General features: G+C 72.9%; 16 protein-coding genes. 6 read left to right on the forward strand and 10 right to left on the reverse strand.

Annotated elements, in window-relative coordinates; all coding sequences use genetic code 11:
• The first annotated feature begins 4 nt into the window (after positions 1 to 4).
• The 3 genes from AB0C17_RS03645 to AB0C17_RS03655 all read left to right on the forward strand — a co-directional run bounded on the left by AB0C17_RS03645 (position 5) and on the right by AB0C17_RS03655 (position 2,757).
• On the forward strand, positions 5 to 250 hold the full coding sequence (locus AB0C17_RS03645) for a helix-turn-helix transcriptional regulator (protein WP_357388648.1): 246 nt from the start codon (positions 5 to 7) through the stop codon (positions 248 to 250).
• Between the two features lie 96 nt (positions 251 to 346).
• Positions 347 to 2,218 carry a DNA primase gene (gene dnaG / locus AB0C17_RS03650; RefSeq protein WP_357388646.1) on the forward strand — a complete coding sequence of 624 codons (1,872 nt, stop codon included), beginning with the start codon at positions 347 to 349 and terminating at the stop codon, positions 2,216 to 2,218.
• A complete protein-coding gene (locus tag AB0C17_RS03655) occupies positions 2,218 to 2,757 on the forward strand; it encodes a hypothetical protein (RefSeq protein WP_357388644.1) in 540 nt (179 codons plus the stop codon). Before dnaG ends, AB0C17_RS03655 begins: the two co-directional genes overlap by 1 nt.
• 3 nt (positions 2,758 to 2,760) lie before the next feature.
• Here AB0C17_RS03655 and AB0C17_RS03660 read toward each other — a convergent pair whose 3' ends face one another.
• From AB0C17_RS03660 to AB0C17_RS03680, 5 genes are read right to left on the reverse strand one after another with little or no spacing between them, the layout of a single operon-like run.
• Positions 2,761 to 3,135 (reverse strand): type II toxin-antitoxin system VapC family toxin, encoded by a 375-nt coding sequence (locus AB0C17_RS03660; RefSeq protein WP_357388642.1) that lies wholly within the window; start codon positions 3,133 to 3,135, stop codon positions 2,761 to 2,763.
• A complete protein-coding gene (locus AB0C17_RS03665) occupies positions 3,132 to 3,386 on the reverse strand; it encodes a type II toxin-antitoxin system prevent-host-death family antitoxin (protein WP_043329066.1) in 255 nt (84 codons plus the stop codon). Before AB0C17_RS03665 ends, AB0C17_RS03660 begins: the two co-directional genes overlap by 4 nt.
• A 33-nt stretch (positions 3,387 to 3,419) precedes the next feature.
• Entirely contained in the window at positions 3,420 to 3,977 is a 558-nt protein-coding gene (locus AB0C17_RS03670) for a TetR/AcrR family transcriptional regulator (protein WP_357388640.1), read from the reverse strand.
• Positions 3,974 to 4,798: an ABC transporter permease gene (locus tag AB0C17_RS03675; protein WP_357476468.1), complete on the reverse strand. Its 825-nt coding sequence runs from the start codon at positions 4,796 to 4,798 to the stop codon at positions 3,974 to 3,976. Before AB0C17_RS03675 ends, AB0C17_RS03670 begins: the two co-directional genes overlap by 4 nt.
• Before the next feature lie 3 nt (positions 4,799 to 4,801).
• Positions 4,802 to 5,725, reverse strand: coding sequence for an ABC transporter ATP-binding protein (locus AB0C17_RS03680; protein WP_357476470.1), 924 nt, complete (start codon positions 5,723 to 5,725; stop codon positions 4,802 to 4,804).
• Positions 5,726 to 5,802: 77 nt separating this feature from the next.
• On the opposite strand from AB0C17_RS03680, the gene AB0C17_RS03685 reads away from it, so the two are divergent.
• Positions 5,803 to 6,342 carry a GNAT family protein gene (locus tag AB0C17_RS03685; protein WP_357388634.1) on the forward strand — a complete coding sequence of 180 codons (540 nt, stop codon included), beginning with the start codon at positions 5,803 to 5,805 and terminating at the stop codon, positions 6,340 to 6,342.
• 15 nt (positions 6,343 to 6,357) lie between these two features.
• On the opposite strand, the gene AB0C17_RS03690 is transcribed toward AB0C17_RS03685, so the two are convergent.
• The 5 genes from AB0C17_RS03690 to AB0C17_RS03710 all read right to left on the reverse strand — a co-directional run bounded on the left by AB0C17_RS03690 (position 6,358) and on the right by AB0C17_RS03710 (position 13,429).
• The gene (locus AB0C17_RS03690) at positions 6,358 to 7,329 is read right to left on the reverse strand and encodes a TAXI family TRAP transporter solute-binding subunit (RefSeq protein WP_357388632.1); all 972 of its coding nucleotides are present in this window, start codon (positions 7,327 to 7,329) and stop codon (positions 6,358 to 6,360) included.
• Entirely contained in the window at positions 7,326 to 7,718 is a 393-nt protein-coding gene (locus tag AB0C17_RS03695) for a roadblock/LC7 domain-containing protein (protein WP_357388630.1), read from the reverse strand. The genes AB0C17_RS03690 and AB0C17_RS03695 overlap by 4 nt, the downstream gene beginning before the upstream one ends.
• Positions 7,715 to 10,069, reverse strand: a complete 2,355-nt coding sequence (locus tag AB0C17_RS03700; RefSeq protein WP_357388628.1) for a sensor histidine kinase — start codon at positions 10,067 to 10,069, stop codon at positions 7,715 to 7,717. Before AB0C17_RS03700 ends, AB0C17_RS03695 begins: the two co-directional genes overlap by 4 nt.
• A 64-nt stretch (positions 10,070 to 10,133) precedes the next feature.
• Positions 10,134 to 11,153 carry a TAXI family TRAP transporter solute-binding subunit gene (locus AB0C17_RS03705; protein WP_357388626.1) on the reverse strand — a complete coding sequence of 340 codons (1,020 nt, stop codon included), beginning with the start codon at positions 11,151 to 11,153 and terminating at the stop codon, positions 10,134 to 10,136.
• Positions 11,129 to 13,429, reverse strand: coding sequence for a TRAP transporter fused permease subunit (locus AB0C17_RS03710; protein WP_357470601.1), 2,301 nt, complete (start codon positions 13,427 to 13,429; stop codon positions 11,129 to 11,131). The genes AB0C17_RS03705 and AB0C17_RS03710 overlap by 25 nt, the downstream gene beginning before the upstream one ends.
• A gap of 948 nt (positions 13,430 to 14,377) precedes the next feature.
• On the opposite strand from AB0C17_RS03710, the gene AB0C17_RS03715 reads away from it, so the two are divergent.
• Both AB0C17_RS03715 and AB0C17_RS03720 read left to right on the forward strand, forming a co-directional pair.
• Positions 14,378 to 15,481 carry a YihY/virulence factor BrkB family protein gene (locus AB0C17_RS03715; protein ID WP_357388622.1) on the forward strand — a complete coding sequence of 368 codons (1,104 nt, stop codon included), beginning with the start codon at positions 14,378 to 14,380 and terminating at the stop codon, positions 15,479 to 15,481.
• Between the two features lie 207 nt (positions 15,482 to 15,688).
• On the forward strand, positions 15,689 to 16,867 hold the full coding sequence (locus AB0C17_RS03720; RefSeq protein WP_357470598.1) for an ROK family protein: 1,179 nt from the start codon (positions 15,689 to 15,691) through the stop codon (positions 16,865 to 16,867).
• Positions 16,868 to 16,879 lie beyond the last annotated feature (12 nt).

A 16,879-nucleotide genomic window follows, 5' to 3' on the forward strand; every position in this document is an offset into this window, starting at 1 on the left:
GGCGATGAGCGAGACCGTGCACAACCGCATCGCGGTGCTGCGCGCCGAACGGGGCGTCTCCCGCCGGCAACTGGCCGACGCGCTCGGTGTGCACTACCAGACCGTGGGTTACCTGGAACGCGGCGAGTTCCGGCCGAGCCTGCACCTGGCGCTGCGCATCGCGGCGTACTTCGAGGTGCCGGTCGAGGTGGTCTTCTCCATCGAGCCGTTCCCGCGCATCGGCGACCCCGCGGCGGCCCGCTCGGCCTGAGTCGGGGGACGGGCGTGGTCGGCCACACGCCCGTCCCCCCGGCCGCCGGAACGTCGGTCCGGCAGGGCAGGATGTACGCCGAGGGGGGTGGCGGTCATGGCGGGGCGGATCCGGGACGAGGACATCGCGCTGGTCCGCGAGCGCACCGCCATCGCGGACGTCATCTCCGAGGTGGTGACGCTCAAGTCGGCCGGCGGCGGCAACCTCAAGGGGCTCTGCCCGTTCCACGACGAGAAGAGCCCGTCGTTCAACGTCTCGCCCGCCCGCAACGTGTTCTACTGCTTCGGCTGCGGGGTCGGCGGCGACGCGATCAAGTTCCTGATGGACGCCGAGCACCTCAGCTTCGTCGAGTCCGTCGAGCGGCTGGCCGCGCGCGCCGGCATCCAGTTGCGCTACGTCGAGGACGACAGGTCCGCGCCGCGTACCCGGCCGCAGCAGGGGCAGCGGCAGCGCCTGATCGCGGCGCACGCCGCCGCCGTCGACTTCTACCGGGCCCAGCTCACCACCGCCGGCGCCCGCCCGGCCCGCGAGTTCCTCGCCGGGCGCGGGTTCGACCGGGCCGCCGCCGAGCGGTACGGCTGCGGCTTCGCCCCGGACGGCTGGGACCTGCTCACCAAGCACCTGCGTCAGCAGGGCTTCACCCACGACGAGCTGGTCACCGCCGGGCTCTCCCGCCCGGCGCGCTCCGGCTCGCTGATCGACCGGTTCCGCCGTCGCCTGATGTGGCCGATCCGGGACATCACCGGCGACGTGATCGGCTTCGGGGCCCGCAAGCTGTTCGACGACGACGACGGCCCGAAATACCTCAACACCCCCGAGACGCCGATCTACAAGAAGTCGCACGTGCTCTACGGCATCGACCAGGCCAAGCGGGAGATCGCCAAGCAGGGCAAGGTGGTGGTCGTCGAGGGCTACACCGACGTGATGGCCTGCCACCTCGCCGACGTGCCGACGGCGGTGGCGACCTGCGGCACCGCGTTCGGCGGCGACCACATCTCGGTGCTGCGCCGGGTGCTGTTCGACAGCGACGAGCGGGCCGGGGAGATCATCTTCACCTTCGACGGCGACGCCGCCGGGCAGAAGGCCGCGCTGCGCGCCTTCGAGGACGACCAGCGCTTCGTCGGGCGTACCTTCATCGCGGTCAGCCCCGACAACATGGACCCGTGCGAGCTGCGCCTGGCAAAGGGCGACCTGGCCGTACGCGACCTGGTGGCCCGCCGCGAGCCGCTGGTGGACTTCGCGCTCCGGCACGTGATCAGCCGGTTCGACCTGGACACCGTCGACGGCCGGGTCGAGGCCATGCGCCGCGCCGCGCCCCTGGTGGCGAAGATCAAGGACCGGGAGAAGCGCCCGGAGTACGTGCGCAAGCTCGCCGGTGACCTCGGCATGGAGATCGAGCCGGTGCAGCGCGCGGTGCTGGCGGCAGCACACGGGCAACCGGGGCCCGGTGCGCCCGCCGCACCCGCACGCCGCGGCCCGGCCGCGCCCGCCGTGGACAGCCCGCGTTCCATGGTGGAGCGGGAGGCGCTGAAGCTGGCGTTGCAGGAGCCGGTCCTGGCCGGCCCGATGTTCGACGCGGTCGAGGCGACCGACTACCAGCACCCGGTGCACGTCGCGGTGCGCGCCGCCGTCGCCGCGGCCGGCGGCGCGTCCGCCGCCACCGGTGGCGCGGTCTGGATCGAGCGGGTCCGCGACGCCTGCGACGACCTGGCCGGGCAGGCGCTGGTCGGCGAGCTGGCGGTGGAGCCGCTGCGCATCGACGGCGAGCCCGACCCGCGGTACGTCTCGATCACCATGGCCCGGCTCCAGTGGAGTTCGGTCACCGGCCGCATCCGCGACCTGAAGTCCAAGATCCAGCGGATCAACCCGGTGAGCAACAAGGACGAGTACTTCGCCCTGTTCGGGGAACTGCTCTCGCTGGAACAGCACGCACGGGCACTGCGCGAGCAGGCCGCCGGAGGATTGTGATGGGACTATTCAACCGCCGGCCGAAACTCCCGTCGGCAGACCGGCCGCCGCTGGCCGCCGACGAGCGGGTGCTCGCCTGGGCCGCCGCCGGCACCGGCGAGGGCGGCAACGACGGCGTGCTGGTGGCCAGCAACCGCGGGCTGTGGCTGCCCGGCCGGGTGGAGCGCCTCGGCTGGCACGACATCCTCAAGGCGGTCTGGTCCGGCCGCGAACTCACAGTCACCCCGGCCGAACCGGTCGGCGAGCACGACGGCTACCTGGTGGTCGCGGACGGCCTGCCCGAGACGTATCTGCTCGTCGACCCGGGTGACCTGCCGCACCAGGTCCGGGCCCGGGTCACCGGCTCGGTGGCGTACACCTCGCACCACGAGATGCCCGGCGGCTCCGGGCGGATCGCGGCCCGGCGGGTGTCCGGGGTCGACGGGCTGACCTGGACGGTCCGCTACGACCCGGGGACGCCCGACGACGAGGCGGTGACCGCCGAGACCGCCCGGCTGGTAGCGGCGGCGCGGGCCGCCACCGCCCCCGCCGACGCCTGAGGCCTACACCTTGAGGACGTCGACCTCGTAGAGCGGGATGGAGGCGTCGCGGGTGGCCAGGGTCAGGTTCTCCGTGATCGCCTGCGCCACCAGCATCCGGTCGAAGGGATCCCGGTGATGCGGCGGCAGGCGGCCTGCGGTGATGGCGTGGTCGTGGGTCACCGGGAGTTCACGGAAACCCATGTCCCGCACCCGTTCCGCGAGGTCGGGAGGACCGGAGAGCTTTCCCGCCTGCTGCTTGATGGTGATCTCCCAGAGGCTGACCGGGGAGAGGAAGACATCGGGGTCGTGGCGTAGCCGGTCGAGGAACTCGACGGCGAGGGTGGCGTCGCCGGTGATGGCCCAGAGCGCGACGTGGGTGTCCAGCAGCAGGGTCATGCGCCGATCCCGAAGTCGGCGGCGATCTCGGCGTTGGTCTGTGGCGAATCCCAGTCACCCGAGAGGTCCACCTGCCCCGCGAGGGAGCCGATCGCGGTGCGGTCGGTCCGGCGCACCAGCGGTACGACCTTCGCCACCGGGGTGCCCGCCCGGTCGATGATGATCTCTTCGCCGCGTTCCACCCGCTCGATGATGCGCGACAGGTGGGTCTTGGCGTCATGCATGTTGTAGTGCACAGCCTCAGCCGACATGGCGCGCCCTCCTCGGTTAGCTAAGTTCTTAGTTTAGGCACGTGGGCGGGCGCCGTCGAGGAAGAGCGCGACGACCCGGGCGGGTCCGGTCTCGTCGGTGAGGTCGGCCGCGCGGGCCAGGTGCAGGAACGCGTTCATCAGGAACTCCGGTTCGCCGGTGACGGCGCCCTCGGCCCGGGCGTCGGCGAAGAACCGGGTCACCGGCGCCAGCATCAGGGCGACGTAGAGGCCCGAGACGTGCTCGCTGGTCGCGGCGGAGACGAGCGGCAGCGTGTCGTAGATGCGCTGCTCGAACGTGATCGCGTCGCCGTGCTGCCCGGCGGCGACGGTGGCGAGCGCGTGCAGCCGCCGCGGCACGTCGCCGGGGCCGGACAACGCCGCCGAGATCAGGCCGCCGACGTCGCGGATGTACCGTTCCGCCACCGCGATGTAGAGATCCTCCTTTCCGCCGGGGAAGTGGTGGTAGATGGACGGCTTCTGGATGCCGACGCTGCGGCCCACGCCGACCAGGGAGATGCCCTGGTAGCCGGTCGCGGCGAGCTGCTCGGCGAACGCGTCCATGATCTGGGTGCGGGTGTCGGTGGGGCTCATCGGTTCTCTCTCGCGTGGCGGAGGGCGAGGGCGCAGGCGGCGGTTCCGGCGACGGCGAGGACGGCGATCGCCGTGACGCCGATCGGAGCCGCGGTGAGCGCCGCGTCGCCGCCGAGCTGGCGGGCGGTGTCGACGATATAGGTGAGCGGGTTGACGACGGCGATCGCCCGCATCCAGCCGGCCAGTTCGTCGACCGGCGCGAACACGCCGGTGAAGAACGACAGGCCGAACACGGCGAGCGTGACCAGGTTGGTGGCCGACGCCGAGGCGGACCGGATCGCGAGCGCCATGCTCAGCAGCGCGACGCCGAGGCCCAGGGCCAGCATCAGCAGCAGCATCGCGGCGACGCCGGACCAGCTCGCCGGCCGGTAGCCGAGCGCCGTTGCCCCGGCGACGGTCACCGCCATCTGGAGTACGACGGCGACCAGCGCGGCGACGGCCGGGCCGACGAGGAACGGTGTGGTGGTGCCGTGGGCGAGCCGGAGACGGTCCAGGTATCCGCTGGTGAGGTCGCCCAGCACCAGCGTGCCGGCCGCACCCGCGCCGGTGGCGACGCCGGTGAGGAGGATCAGCGGCAGCAGGAACGCGGTGAAGCTCGTCCCGCCCAGGTAGGTGCTGCCGACGGCGTCGAGCTGTCCGGCGTAGACGAGCAGGAAGAACAGGGACTGGGCGACCGGGGCGACCAGCAGCGCGGGCGTACGGAGCACGGCGCGCGTGGAGCGTCCGATCGCCGCGAGGACGACCGATGCCGGAGATCTGCGGGATGAGGGGACTGCCTGCGGGAGCACGGGTTCGGGCCTTTCGGGTTGCGGTGGGAGCACGTGTCAGCGGGCGGCGAGGGCGACGAAGACGTCGTCGAGGGAGGGCTCGGCGAGGTGGAGACCGGTGATGTCGGCGGCGACGTGGCCGGCCTCGGTCAGGGCGCTCGCCAGGGCCCGCGGATCGTCGGGCACGGCGAGGCGTACCCGGTCCGGGTGATCGGGGTCGGCACGGAACCCGGCCTCGGAGGCGGCGACGAGCGCGTTCGCGGCGGCGGCGCCGGACAGGTCGAGCGTGAGCGTACGGGCGCCGACGCGCTGCTTCAGCGACGCCGGTGAGCCCTGGGCGACCACCCGGCCGTCCCGGAGCACCGCGATCTCCGTGGCCAGCACGTCCGCCTCGTGCAGGTCCTGGGTCGAGATGAGCAGCGACGTTCCGGCCTGGTTGAGGCGGGTCAGCTCGTTCCAGAAGTCGATGCGCGCGAGCGGGTCCAGGCCGGTGGTCGGCTCGTCCAGGATCACCACGGCGGGCTCGGCGACGAGTGCCACGGCCAGGTCCAGCTTGCGGCGGGTGCCGCCGGAGAGCTTGGCGACCCGGGTCGAGCGGTGCTCGCCCAGGCCGAACAGGTCGACGAGTTCCCGCGTGCGGTGGGCCCGCTGCCGGCGTCCCAGCCCGAGCGCCACGCCGTGGAAGTCGAGCACCTCGGCCGGGGAGGCGAGCGGGTCAAGCGCGTTCGACTGCGGCGCGAGGCCGATGAGGCGCCGGGCGTCCCGCGCCTGGGTGACGGTGTCGAACCCGCCGACGCGTACCGAGCCGGACGTCGGGGTGCGCAGCGTCGCGATGATCTCCAGCAGCGTGGACTTGCCCGCGCCGTTGTGGCCGAGCACGACGAACCGGGCGCCGGGCGCGACGGTCAGGTCGAGCGCGCGCAGGGCGTCGCGGCTGCCGTAGGTCTTGGTGAGGGCGGTGGCGAGCACGAGCGGGGTCATGCCGCCACCCTACCGACCGGTCGGTAGGGTGGCCAAATCCGGTTGTCGGCAGGCCAGCCCGCCGTTAGCGTCGCGGCATGTTCGCCACCGACCGGGTCCGCCTGCGCCCGCCCACCCCGGACGACGCGCCGGACATCTTCCGCCTGCACGGCGATCCGGAGCTGCACCTGGTCACCGACGACGAGCCGTTCCTGCCGCACCACGTCGGGCAGGTCCGGGCCCGGCTGGAGAAGCGCGCCGCCGAGCAGCCGGACGCCGGCGCTCCGGTGTCGCTGCTGGCCGAGGCCGTCGCCGACGGCACATTCCTCGGCACCGGCGTGCTGTGGGGCATCAACACCTTCAACGGGTACGCGCACCTCGGCATCACGCTGCTGCCGGACGCGCGTGGCCAGGGCTACGGCACCGAGGTGATCCGGCTGCTCTGCCGGTACGGCTTCCGCAACCGCAACCTGCGCCGCCTGGAGATCGAGACGCTGGCCGGCAACACGGCCATGCGGCGTACCGCCGAGAAGTGCGGCTTCGTCCACGAGGGCACCCAGCGCGACCGCGAGTACGACGGCGACGGCTTCACCGACCTGGTGATCTACGGCCTGCTACGGCGCGACTGGACGCCGTAGCAGGCGGTCTCGCGCTCAGCCGGTGCGGTAGAACCGCTGCGCGCCCGGGTGCAGCGGGATCGGCCGGGTCGCCGCGGCGCTCGCCCGGTTGAAGTTCGCCGCCTCCGGGTGCACCTGGATCAGCTCGCCCTGCCAGGTGAACAGCACCCGGGTCAGGTCGTACGCGAGTTGCTCCGGCATGTCCGCCGCCACCAGGATCACGTTCGCCACAGTGATCGTCGGTGTCGGCTCGGGTGTGCCGTAGACCTCCCTCGGCAGCGTCGCGGTGGTGTAGACCGCGCCGAAGCGCGCGCTCAACGGCTCGATCAGCTCGTTGAGCGGCAGCAGCCGGAACGTGCCCGGAGCGGAGGTGAGCAGGTCCTTGACACCCGGTGTGGGCAGGCCGCCGGAGAAGAACATGGCGTCCAGGCCCTTGGCCCGCATCCGCTTGACCGTCTCCGGCAGCGACAGGTTGAACCGCTGGATGTCCCGGGTCGGGTCGATGCCACCGGCGGTGAGCAGGCGCCCGGCGATGATGTCGGTACCGGACTTCGGCGAACCGGTGGAGATGCGCTTGCCGCGCAGGTCGGCGAAGCTGCGGATCTTGCCGTCGGCGCGGACGATCACGTGGGTGTAGTTGCTGTAGACCCGGGCCAGCGCCCGTACCGGCTGCGGCTGCTTGTCGAACGCGCCGCGCCCGTCGACCGCGTCCGCCGCCGTGTCGGCCAGGCTGAACGCGATCTCCATGTCCCCGCTCGCCACCCGGGTGATGTTCTCCACCGACGCGCCGGTCGGCTCCGCCCGCGCCTCGTACCCGGGCAGGTGGCGGGTGATCAGGTCGGCGTACCCGCCGCCGAGCTGGTAGTAGACGCCCGTGGTGTTGCCGGTGGCCAGGAAGATCCGGCCGCCGTGCCACGCCTCGGGGGCGGAGTCCTCGGCCGCGCAGCCGGCGGTCACCAGCACCGCCGTCATCAGCGCGGCCACCAGCCGCAGCGGCCGGCCGGTCACCGGCGGACCGCCGGTTCCAGCGCCTCCGCGACCCGCTGCACCAGCGTCGCCGTCTCGTAACCGATCTGGCCCAGGTCGCAGCCGGGCGCGGCCAGCACACCCAGCAGCGCCCGTTCGCCCACCGCCATCACCAGCATCACGCCGCCGTCCATGTCCACGATCTGCTGGCGTACCCGGCCGGCGGACATCAGCCGGGCCGCGCCCACGGTCAGGCTCGCCAGTCCGCTGATCACCGCCGAGAGCTGGTCTACCTGGTCGAGGGAGAGGTCCGGCGAGGACGCCAGCCGCAGTCCGTCCTCGGAGACGGCGAGCGCGTGTGAGACGTCCGGCACCTGCTCGGCGAAGTTCGCCAGCAGCCAGTCCAGTCCCGTGGAGGACGGTGAGGTCATGGTCTTCTCCCGTTGGGTGTGGTGTTCGGGGCACGGCGCGTGGCGCTGGCCACCCCCTCGGCGAGGGCGGACAGCCGGGCGCGTACCACTTCGGGGTCGAGCAGATCGGTCGCCGGCGGCGGCGCGACGGCGCCCGGCATCTGCTCGGGCAGGTGCCCGCCCACCGGCCGCCGGGGCAGCCCGGCGGCGGTGGTCGGCACGGGCGTCGGCGGCGTGCTCACCGGCCGGATCCGCGCCGCGCTCGGTGCCAGCAAGGCGCCACCGGGCGTGCGGACGGCGGCGACCCCGCGCACCGGGCCGACGGCTGCCGGAGCCGCGGTGACCAGGTCACGGGAGCCGGCCGCCGACCGTGCGGCGGGCCCCGCCTTGAACCAGGCTGCGGCGCGCGGTCGCCGCTCCACAACCGGCCGGGACGCCACCGACTCCACCCGGGTCAGCACCGACTCCGGTACGTCGACCTGCGCCACCGTGCCGGTGCCGGGGTTGTGCAACTGCACCCGGATGCCGTGCCGCGCGGCCAGGTGGGCCACCACGTGCAGGCCCATGCTGCCCGCCGCGGCGCTGGAGAGCGTGGCCGGCGCGGCCAGCCGCTCGTTGATCTCGGCAAGCCGGCTCTCGCTGACGCCGATGCCCTGGTCGTGTACGCGCAGCACCAGCCCGTCGACTGTGCGCCGCCCGTCGACGAGCACCCGGGCGTCAGGTGGCGAGTAGACGGTGGCGTTCTCCAGCAGCTCGGCCAGCAGGTGCACCAGGTTGCCGGCCGCCGCGCCGTGCACCGCCGCGGTCGGCACGTCGATCTCCACCCGCGGATAGTCCTCGATCTCGGAGGCCGCCGCCCGCACCACGTCGTCGAGCAGCAACGCGCCCTCGTGGCCCCGGCCGGGCTCGCCACCGGCGAGCACCAGCAGGTTCTCCCCGTTGCGCCGCAGCCGGGCGGCGAGGTGGTCGAGCGCGAACAGCCGGGCCAGCGCGTCCGGGTCGGTCTCCTCGCGCTCGAAGTCGTCGAGCAGCCGCAGCTGCCGGGTGATGAGCGTACGGATGCGGCGGGCCAGCGCCTCCGCCATCCGGGTCACGTCCAGCCGCAACTCGGCCTGCTGCCCGGCCAGCCGCAACGCCGCCCGGTTCACCGTGTCGAACGCCTCGGCGACCTGCGCCACCTCGTCCTGGCCACGCCGGATCCCGTCGGTCATCCGGGTCGCCGGACCCTCGGCGGGTGTCCGCTCGCCCGCCGCGATCGCGGTGATCCGTTCCGGCAGCTCCCGGTTCGCCATGGTCAGGGCGGCTACCCGCAGCCGGCGCAGCCGCCGGCTGGTGCGTACCGCCAGCAGCACGGCGGTGACCAGCGAGCCGAGCGCGACTGTGCTCGTCGCGCCAGCTGTCAGCACCGCACGCACCCGGGCCGCGCCGGCCAGGTCTGCCGCGTCCCGGTCCAGCCCGTCGGTCAGGTCACGGCCGAGCAGGTTGTACCGGCGGATCGCACCGCTCTGCGCCACGTACCAGGCGTCACCGTCGGTCTTCACCGTGCCCGGCGCGCCGTCGGAGTCGAGCACGGCGTCACCTATCCGGCGGGCAGTGGTCACGTCGGTGCCGTCGACCAGGCGGTACCAGGCCCTGTTCGCCGGGGCGGAGGCGATCCGCAGGAACTCGGCCTGCCGCTGCTCCCGGGCGCCCCGCAGCCGGCCCAGCCGGGCCAGTTCGCCACTTTGCAGTCCACCCCGGACGAACACCGCCCGCAGCAGGTCGCGCTCCAGCGCGGACAGATGCTCCTGGGCGGCCACCGAGGCCACCTCGCGCGCCTGGTTGGCCAGGCCGGCGTCGCGGAGCTGGCTCGGCAGCGCGTCCGCGACCGCGAGCAGCGACTCCACCAGCGACACGTATGCGGGATCGCCACGCTCACCGGCCAGGGCCAGATCCCGGGTGGGCGCGAGCTGTTCCAGACGCCCGCGCGCGTCGTCCAGCACCCCGGCCAGATCGGGGGCGGCCCGGCGCGCGTCCCCCTGGGCCGAGCGGTAGCGCTCCACGGCCGTGTCCACCCGGCGGCGCTGCGCGTCCACGAGCGGGCGGCCGGACGTGCCACCGCGCTGACGCAACGCGGCCGTCTCGGCCAGTTCGCGTTCCAGCTCGTGCACCAGCCGCACGGTCGCGGTGGCCGTGCCGGCCAGGACGCGTGCCCGGTCGGCGTCGGCGGACGCGTCGAGCGCGGCGCCGGTCTGCGCCGTCCCCAGCACGATCAGGCCGGCGGTGGCCACCAGGATCGGGGCCAGCAGTTGGACGCGGACCGAGCGGAGGCGTCCGGTGCGGTCCGCGGAGCGGTGATGCCGGCGTACGCGAGCCGGGTGGGGCAGCGGCACGGGGGTCTCCGGGTCGGGTCGGTGGGCCGGGCCCGGACGCACGTCCGGGCCCGGCCCGTTCGGGTCAGCTCGCGCCGAGGTCGCTCAGCGCCCGCTCCGCGCCACGGTGCAGCGGCACCGGGTCGGTCTTGCGTGCGTTGCCCAGCTCGATGCCCTTCGCCGCCGGGTTCGCCTGGGCCAGGGCGTCCTTGGAGTCGAAGACCGTCCGGGTGATCGCGCAGGCCACGTCGGCGTCCAGGTTGTCCCGCACCAGCAGCACGTTCGGCACCACGATGGTGGGCACGTCGGCCGGGGTCCGGTAGACGTCCTTGCCGATGGTGCCGGCCTGGTACGCCGGGTTCAGCTCGGCCATCTTCGGCAGCAGCGGGCTGATGTCGAGGAACTTCACCTTGTCACCGGACGTGGTGAACAGGTCGGTGACCCCGCCGGTCGGGACGCCGCCGGACCAGAAGAAGCCGTCGATGCTGCCGTCCTTCATGCCGTCGACGGTCTTGGTGAGGTCCAGCCGCTGCGCCTGGACGTCCTTTGCCGGGTCCAGCCCGGCGGCGGTGAGCAGCCGGTTGGCGATGACCTCGGTGCCGGACTTGGGCGAGCCGGTGGAGATCTTCTTGCCCTTCATGTCGGCCACCGACGTGATCCCCGCGTCGGCGCGGACCACCACCTGGGTGTAGTTGTCGTAGATCCGGGCCAGCGCCTTGACCGGCTGTGGCGAGCTGAAGCTCCCCTTGCCCTGCACCGCGTTGACAGCGGTGTCGAACAGGGAGAACGCCACGTCGTACTGGCCGGCGACGAGCTGTTCGACGTTCTGCACCGAGGCGCCGGTCTCGGCGGCCGTCCCGGTGAGCTTGCCGTCGGTGGCCTTGCTCAGCTCACCGGCGAGCGCGTTGCCGACCACGTAGTACACGCCGGTGGCGTTGCCGGTGGCGATGCCGACCCGGGTGTCCTTGGTGACCTTGCAGCTGACCTCGCGGGCGGCGTCGTCCTTCGCCGCGCCGTCCTGACGGCCCCCGCAGCCGGCGGCACCGGCGGCGACCAGGACGAGCGCTCCGACACCCGCCACTATCCTCGCGTCGATCCGTCCCACTCTCTCTCCTCCCCATGGTCCACGGATTTTTCGACCGACGGGTGGCCGGCGTGCCCGGCGGCGCCACGTCGGACGTACACGCCCGCGACCGCGAGCGCGGTGAGCGCCGCGCCGATCGCCATGGGCAGCGGTTCCAGCCAGAGCAGCACCAGTCCGGCGAACGCGCCGACGATCCGCTCCGGCGCGCCGGCCGGGCCCACACCGGGGAGCCAGCCACCGGCCGCGACCGCCAGCACGGCCACGCCCAGCGCCGACACCAGGCCGGCGGTCACGATCCGCCCGGCGCCGCCGATGCCGAGCAGCCCGAGACCGGTCGGCGTGACCACGAAGGCCAGCGGGATCAGGTACGCCGGCAGCGCGTACCGCAGGGTCTGCCACATGGTCGGCACCAGCCGGCCGCCGGTGACGGCGGCGGCGGCGACCGCTGCGAGCGCGGTCGGCGGCGAGACCTCGGACAGCACCGCGAAGTAGAAGACGAACATGGCCGCGGCGGGCGCGGCGACGCCCAGGTTCAGCAGCGCCGGACCGATGATCACCCAGCCGATGACGAAGGACGCGGTGACCGGCACGGCGAGGCCGAGCAGGCTCAACGCGACGGCGGCGAGCACGGCGGTCAGCGCCAGCACCACGGCCGGCTCGGAACTGACCGACTGCGCGCCGTCGATCAGCAGCGCGGCGGCCTGCGGCCCGAGGCCGGTCTTCGTGGTGGTGGCGGTGATGATGCCGGCCGCGGCACAGACGGCGCTCACCGCGAGCACCCCGCGTACGCCGTCGCGCAGCGCCGCCACCAGCCGGGCGGGCGTGAGCCGGTGCCGCCGGTCCAGGAAGGACAGCACCGCCGCGATCACTGTGGCGATGACCACCGCCCGCGTCGCCGAGGCGCCGAGCGCCAGCACCAGGATGATCACGAGAAGCGAGAGGAAGTGATAGCCGAAGCGGGCCAGCAGCCGCCAGGCCGAGCCGGTGTCGATGACCACCGGCCGGACGCCGGAGCGCCGGGCGTCGATCTCGACGGAGAGCAGGATCCCCAGGTAGTAGAGGATCGTCGGCACGGTGGCCCAGCCGAGCACCTGGAGGTAGGACACACCCAGGTACTCGGCGATGATGAACGCCGCGGCGCCGAGCGTGGGCGGCGACAGGATCGCCCCGACTCCGGCGGCGGCGAGCATGCCGCCCGCGCGTTCGGCCGGGTAGCCGGCGCGGCGCAGGATCGGCCAGGTCACCGCGCCGATGCTGACGGTGGTGGCGGCGCCGGAACCGGAGACCGTGCCGAGCAGGAAGCCCGAGGCGACGGCGGTGCGCCCGGCGGCCGTCCGGGAGCGGCGGAACGCGGCCGCGGACAGCTCCACGAAGAACCGGCCCGCGCCGGACAGGTCGAGCACCGCGCCGTAGATGGTGAACAGCACGATGTACGAGGCGGCCACGTCCAGCGGGGTGCCGTAGAAGCCGCTGTCGGAGTTGTAGAACGCGTCGACGAGCTGCCCGAAGTCGAGCCCCGCGTGCGCCACCGGCCAGCCCTGCGGCAGCAGCCCGCCGTAGTAGCCGTACCCGAGGAACAGCACGCAGACCGCCGGCAGGATCCAGCCGGTGGTGCGCCGGCACGCCTCCAGCAGCAGGAGCAGCAGCCCGGTGCCGAACGCCACGTCCAGCGGATCCAGCAGGCCCTGCCGGTCGAGGAAGGCGTCGTAGCCGCCGCCACCGGCGCCGACGGTGACCGGCAGTACCGGGTAGAGGCAGACCACGAGCGCCGCGGCGGCCAGCAGCCAGTCCACAGGCGTCGGTCCGTGCCGGTCGTCCACCTCGGTCGCCGTGCGGCGCAGCCGCACCCCCGAGGGGTACGCGAGGAAAACCATCGGCAGGATGCCGGCCAGGAAGAAGATGAGGTAGTACTTGCTGCCCTGGGCCAGCGGGAAGAACACCTGCCAGAGCGTCAGCAGCCCGACCGCGACGGTGACGCCGGTGAAGAGGAGCCCGACCGGCCCGGCGAGCACCCGTCCCGGCTTCTCCTCCTCGAACCGGGCCGCCAGTTCCCGGGCGTCCTTCGTCTGTTCCAGGCTCTGGCCGGGGGTGTGGGTGTCGCTTCCGCCGGGGCTGTGCTGCTCGTCCGTCCGGTGCTGCTCGTCCGTCCGGTGCCGCTCGTCCGTGCTGTGCTGCTCGGCCGCGGCGTGGTGTTCGGCCCGGCTGTGGTGGTGCGTCTCGCCCGGCCCGTCGTCGGCCCACTCGGGGCCGGCCACGCTCCCGTCGTCCGGAGGCAGCGGCACCACCTCGGCGTCCACGTCGGACCCCGGTCGTCCGTCGGACGGCGGCCGGGGTTTGGGGGGAGTCGCGTCGGGGGGGCGAACGGACGGCACGAGGGGGCACGATACGCGAATAGCGCGCATGGTGGGAACATTGCCGATCGTGATTGCAATGAGTGACGGAATGGGGCTTCGCTCACTCATGGGACTCATTTCTTGAAACCGTTTCGCAATGGCTGAGGGCGGTCTCTCGCAGCTCACTCACGACTGTGGGCGGGCGGTTTCTGCAACGATGCAAACGCGTTCCCCTGGAACTGCTGCCGTCACGGAACGTGGTCGATAGGTCCGGTGTCCTCTCGTGGGAGCGGCACCCGCCGTACCGGCCCGAGCCGGGCTGTCCGCCCTGGCGTCGGCCACGCCGCCGGGGCGTCGAGCGGCGGGTGAGCCGCTGGCGGGACCGCGCGCGACCACGCCCGTAGCGACTTCGCCGAGGTGGTGACATCGGTCCCGCGACGACACCGCCGCTTCGTCGAGCCGGCGGTGTCGTCATGCGCGCCCCGGTCTGCCCGCTCGCCCAACCGCGCCGCCGGCTCCGGGGAGTGGAACGTCATGGGTGTCAACGGCGGGCGGAGACACCCATGACGTTCCACTCGCCGTGACGACCGTCGAGATATTGCGCGAGTGGATATTTGTGGCGGCCGACAAGTCGCCACTGTCGCGGAAGGGGGTGGCGGGGTGCCGGTGAGGGTGCCGCGTCGCCCTTGCTGCTCTGCATCCGTCGGCGCACATGATCACGGAGCGTGTTTGTCGCGCGGGTGGCTGCAGAGCAAGGCATTGGCATGACGCGGTGGAAGCCCGAGTGGGGCGCCAACCGACGGGGTGAGCGGGGCGACGGGTGGCGGTCGAGTGGCCGGTTGCGGGCGCGGTGGTTATCGCCGCCGCCGTCAGGGCATGTCGTCCGGGACGACATGCCGATCAGGAGGTGCCATGGCCGCCCGCGACGTCCACGACGACGCCCGAGACGGGCACGACGACGCCCCCGCTTCGCACGACCAGCCCGGTGCCGGAGGCCGGCCCGCACCCCGCGACCGGGGCGACCGGCCGGCCGGGCGGGACCGGGTGGGGCCGGTGGGGCCCGACGACGGGCCGGACAGCCCGGCCGACCTGTCTGGCACGCGCTGGATGGCGACGCTCAAGCGGACCGTACGGGAGTTCCAGGACGACAGCCTGACCGACTGGGCCGCCGCGCTCACCTACTACGGCGTGCTCTCCATCTTCCCGGGCGTCCTGGTGCTGATCTCGCTGCTCGGCCTGCTCGGCGACCGGGCCACCGAGGGGGTACGGGACACCGTCGGGCAGGCGGTGCCGGAGCCGAACATCCGACGCATCATCGAGAGCGCGATCGACCAGGCCGGCCAGTCCGGCGGGCTGGCGAGCATCGCGGCGATTGTCGGTCTGGTGGCGGCGTTCTGGTCGGCCTCCGGCTACATCGCCGCGTTCATGCGCGCCTCGAACAGCATCTACGACGTGCCGGAGGGGCGGCCGATCTGGAAGACGTTGCCGGTACGCCTCGGCGTGACCGCGGTGATCGGGGTGATGCTGCTCGTCAGCGCCGTGATCGTGGTGTTCACCGGCGGCCTGGCCGAGCAGGCGGGAAACGCGATCGGGCTCGGCGAGACCGCCGTGACGGCGTGGAACATCGCCAAGTGGCCGGTGCTGCTGCTGATCGTGAGCCTGATGTTCGCGATCCTCTACTGGGCTTCGCCGAACGCCCGGCACGGTGGCTTCCGCTGGGTGAGTCCGGGTGGCGTGCTCGCGGTGGTGCTCTGGCTGGTGGTCTCCGGCCTGTTCGCGCTCTACGTCAGCAACTTCGGCTCGTACAACAAGACGTACGGCGCGGTGGCCGGCGTGATCATCTTCCTGGTGTGGCTGTGGTTGAGCAACGTCGCCATCCTGCTCGGCGCGGAGTTCGACGCCGAGTTGGAGCGCAGCCGCGCCATCGCGGCCGGGCACCCGGCCGACGAGGAGCCCTACGTGGAGCTGCGTGACGACCGCAAGCTGCGCAAGAAGGACCGGAAGAACTCCCGTTGACCCGAAAACCGCAGCACCCCGCCCGGAAGGAATACGGGCGGGGTGCTGCTTTTCATGATCCACGCCATGCTTTTGTTCGCATGGACAAAAGTTTGCATCGTGCGTGCCGAAGCTATGGACATGCGACCCGGAAGGCTCCTACTGTGTCGGGCACGACACACATCGTCATCGTCGATGTGGCGGACTCCGATGCGGAGGTGACTGCCGGTGCGGACGGTCGACCCCCTGCACGTACGGCTGCTGCGGCTGCTCCGGGACGAGGGCCCGGTGTCCCGCGCCGAACTCGGCGACCGGCTCCAGATGCCCCGCCCGCGACTGGTCGCCGAGCTGGAACGGCTCGTCTCCCTCCGGTACGTGGCCGAGGCCGGACTGGCCGCCTCGCGGGGCGGGCGACGATCCACGCTCGTCGAGCTGAGCCCGCACCTGCGCTTCGCCGCCGTCGACCTGGGTGCCAGCTCGATCGACGTGGAGGTGGTGAACGGCCGGCTGGAGGCGGTGGCCGCCTACACCGAGGCCGCTGACATCCGCTCCGGCCCGAAGGTGACGCTCCAGCGGGTGAACGAGCTGCTGCACAAGGCCAGGGTGGAGGGCGCGTACGAGCGGCTCGACGCGGTCGGCATCGGCGTACCCGGGCCGGTGAGCTTCCGCGACGGCGTGCCGGTCTCCCCGCCGATCATGCCGGGCTGGGACCGGTTCCCGGTCCGCGAGTTGCTCACCCGCGAGCACGGCTGCCCGGCGGTGGTCGACAACGACGTCAACATCATGGCGATCGGGGAGCGGCACGGCGGCGTGGCCCACTCCGTCGACGACTTCCTGTTCATCAAGATCGGTACCGGCATCGGCTGCGGCATCTACCTGCACGGCGAGGTCTACCGGGGCACCGACGGCTGCGCCGGGGACATCGGTCACATCCAGGTCGACCCGAACGGTCCGATGTGCTCCTGCGGCAACCTCGGCTGCCTGGAGGCGGTGTTCAGCGGCGCCGCGCTGGCCCGGGAGGCGGCGGTCGCGGCCCGCGCCGAGACGTCCCCGGTGCTGGCCGAGCGGCTGTCCGCCCGGGGTGGGGTGACCGCGCTGGACGTGGCGCAGGGGGCGGTCGAGGGGGACGTCACCTGCATCCGGCTGATCCGCGACGGCGGCCGGCGGGTCGGCGGGGTGCTGGCCGGGCTGGTGAGCTTCACCAACCCGTCGATGATCGTCATCGGCGGCGGGCTCGCCCAACTCGGCCACATCCTGCTCGCCGAGATTCGCAGCGTGGTCTACCGCCGGTCGCTGCCGCTGGCCACCGGCAACCTGCCCGTCGTCCTGTCCGAGCTGGGCCCGCGCGCCGGCGTCGCCGGCGCGGCCGTGCTCGCCAGCGACCTCGCGTTCGGCGAAGCAGCGTGAGCGCGAGGAGTG

Source organism: Micromonospora sp. NPDC048887 (assembly GCF_040649715.1).
GTDB lineage: Bacteria > Actinomycetota > Actinomycetes > Mycobacteriales > Micromonosporaceae > Micromonospora.

What these genes read in the sequence shown, in the direction of transcription:
- AB0C17_RS03655 (WP_357388644.1), top strand. Translation starts at nt 2,218, where the DNA reads ATGGGACTATTCAACCGCCGGCCGAAACTCCCGTCGGCAGACCGGCCG.
- AB0C17_RS03715 (WP_357388622.1), top strand. Translation starts at nt 14,378, where the DNA reads ATGGCCGCCCGCGACGTCCACGACGACGCCCGAGACGGGCACGACGAC.
- AB0C17_RS03680 (WP_357476470.1), bottom strand. Translation starts at nt 5,725, where the DNA reads ATGACCCCGCTCGTGCTCGCCACCGCCCTCACCAAGACCTACGGCAGC.
- AB0C17_RS03670 (WP_357388640.1), bottom strand. Translation starts at nt 3,977, where the DNA reads ATGAGCCCCACCGACACCCGCACCCAGATCATGGACGCGTTCGCCGAG.
- AB0C17_RS03695 (WP_357388630.1), bottom strand. Translation starts at nt 7,718, where the DNA reads ATGACCTCACCGTCCTCCACGGGACTGGACTGGCTGCTGGCGAACTTC.
- AB0C17_RS03645 (WP_357388648.1), top strand. Translation starts at nt 5, where the DNA reads ATGAGCGAGACCGTGCACAACCGCATCGCGGTGCTGCGCGCCGAACGG.
- dnaG (WP_357388646.1), top strand. Translation starts at nt 347, where the DNA reads ATGGCGGGGCGGATCCGGGACGAGGACATCGCGCTGGTCCGCGAGCGC.
- AB0C17_RS03660 (WP_357388642.1), bottom strand. Translation starts at nt 3,135, where the DNA reads ATGACCCTGCTGCTGGACACCCACGTCGCGCTCTGGGCCATCACCGGC.
- AB0C17_RS03665 (WP_043329066.1), bottom strand. Translation starts at nt 3,386, where the DNA reads ATGTCGGCTGAGGCTGTGCACTACAACATGCATGACGCCAAGACCCAC.
- AB0C17_RS03685 (WP_357388634.1), top strand. Translation starts at nt 5,803, where the DNA reads ATGTTCGCCACCGACCGGGTCCGCCTGCGCCCGCCCACCCCGGACGAC.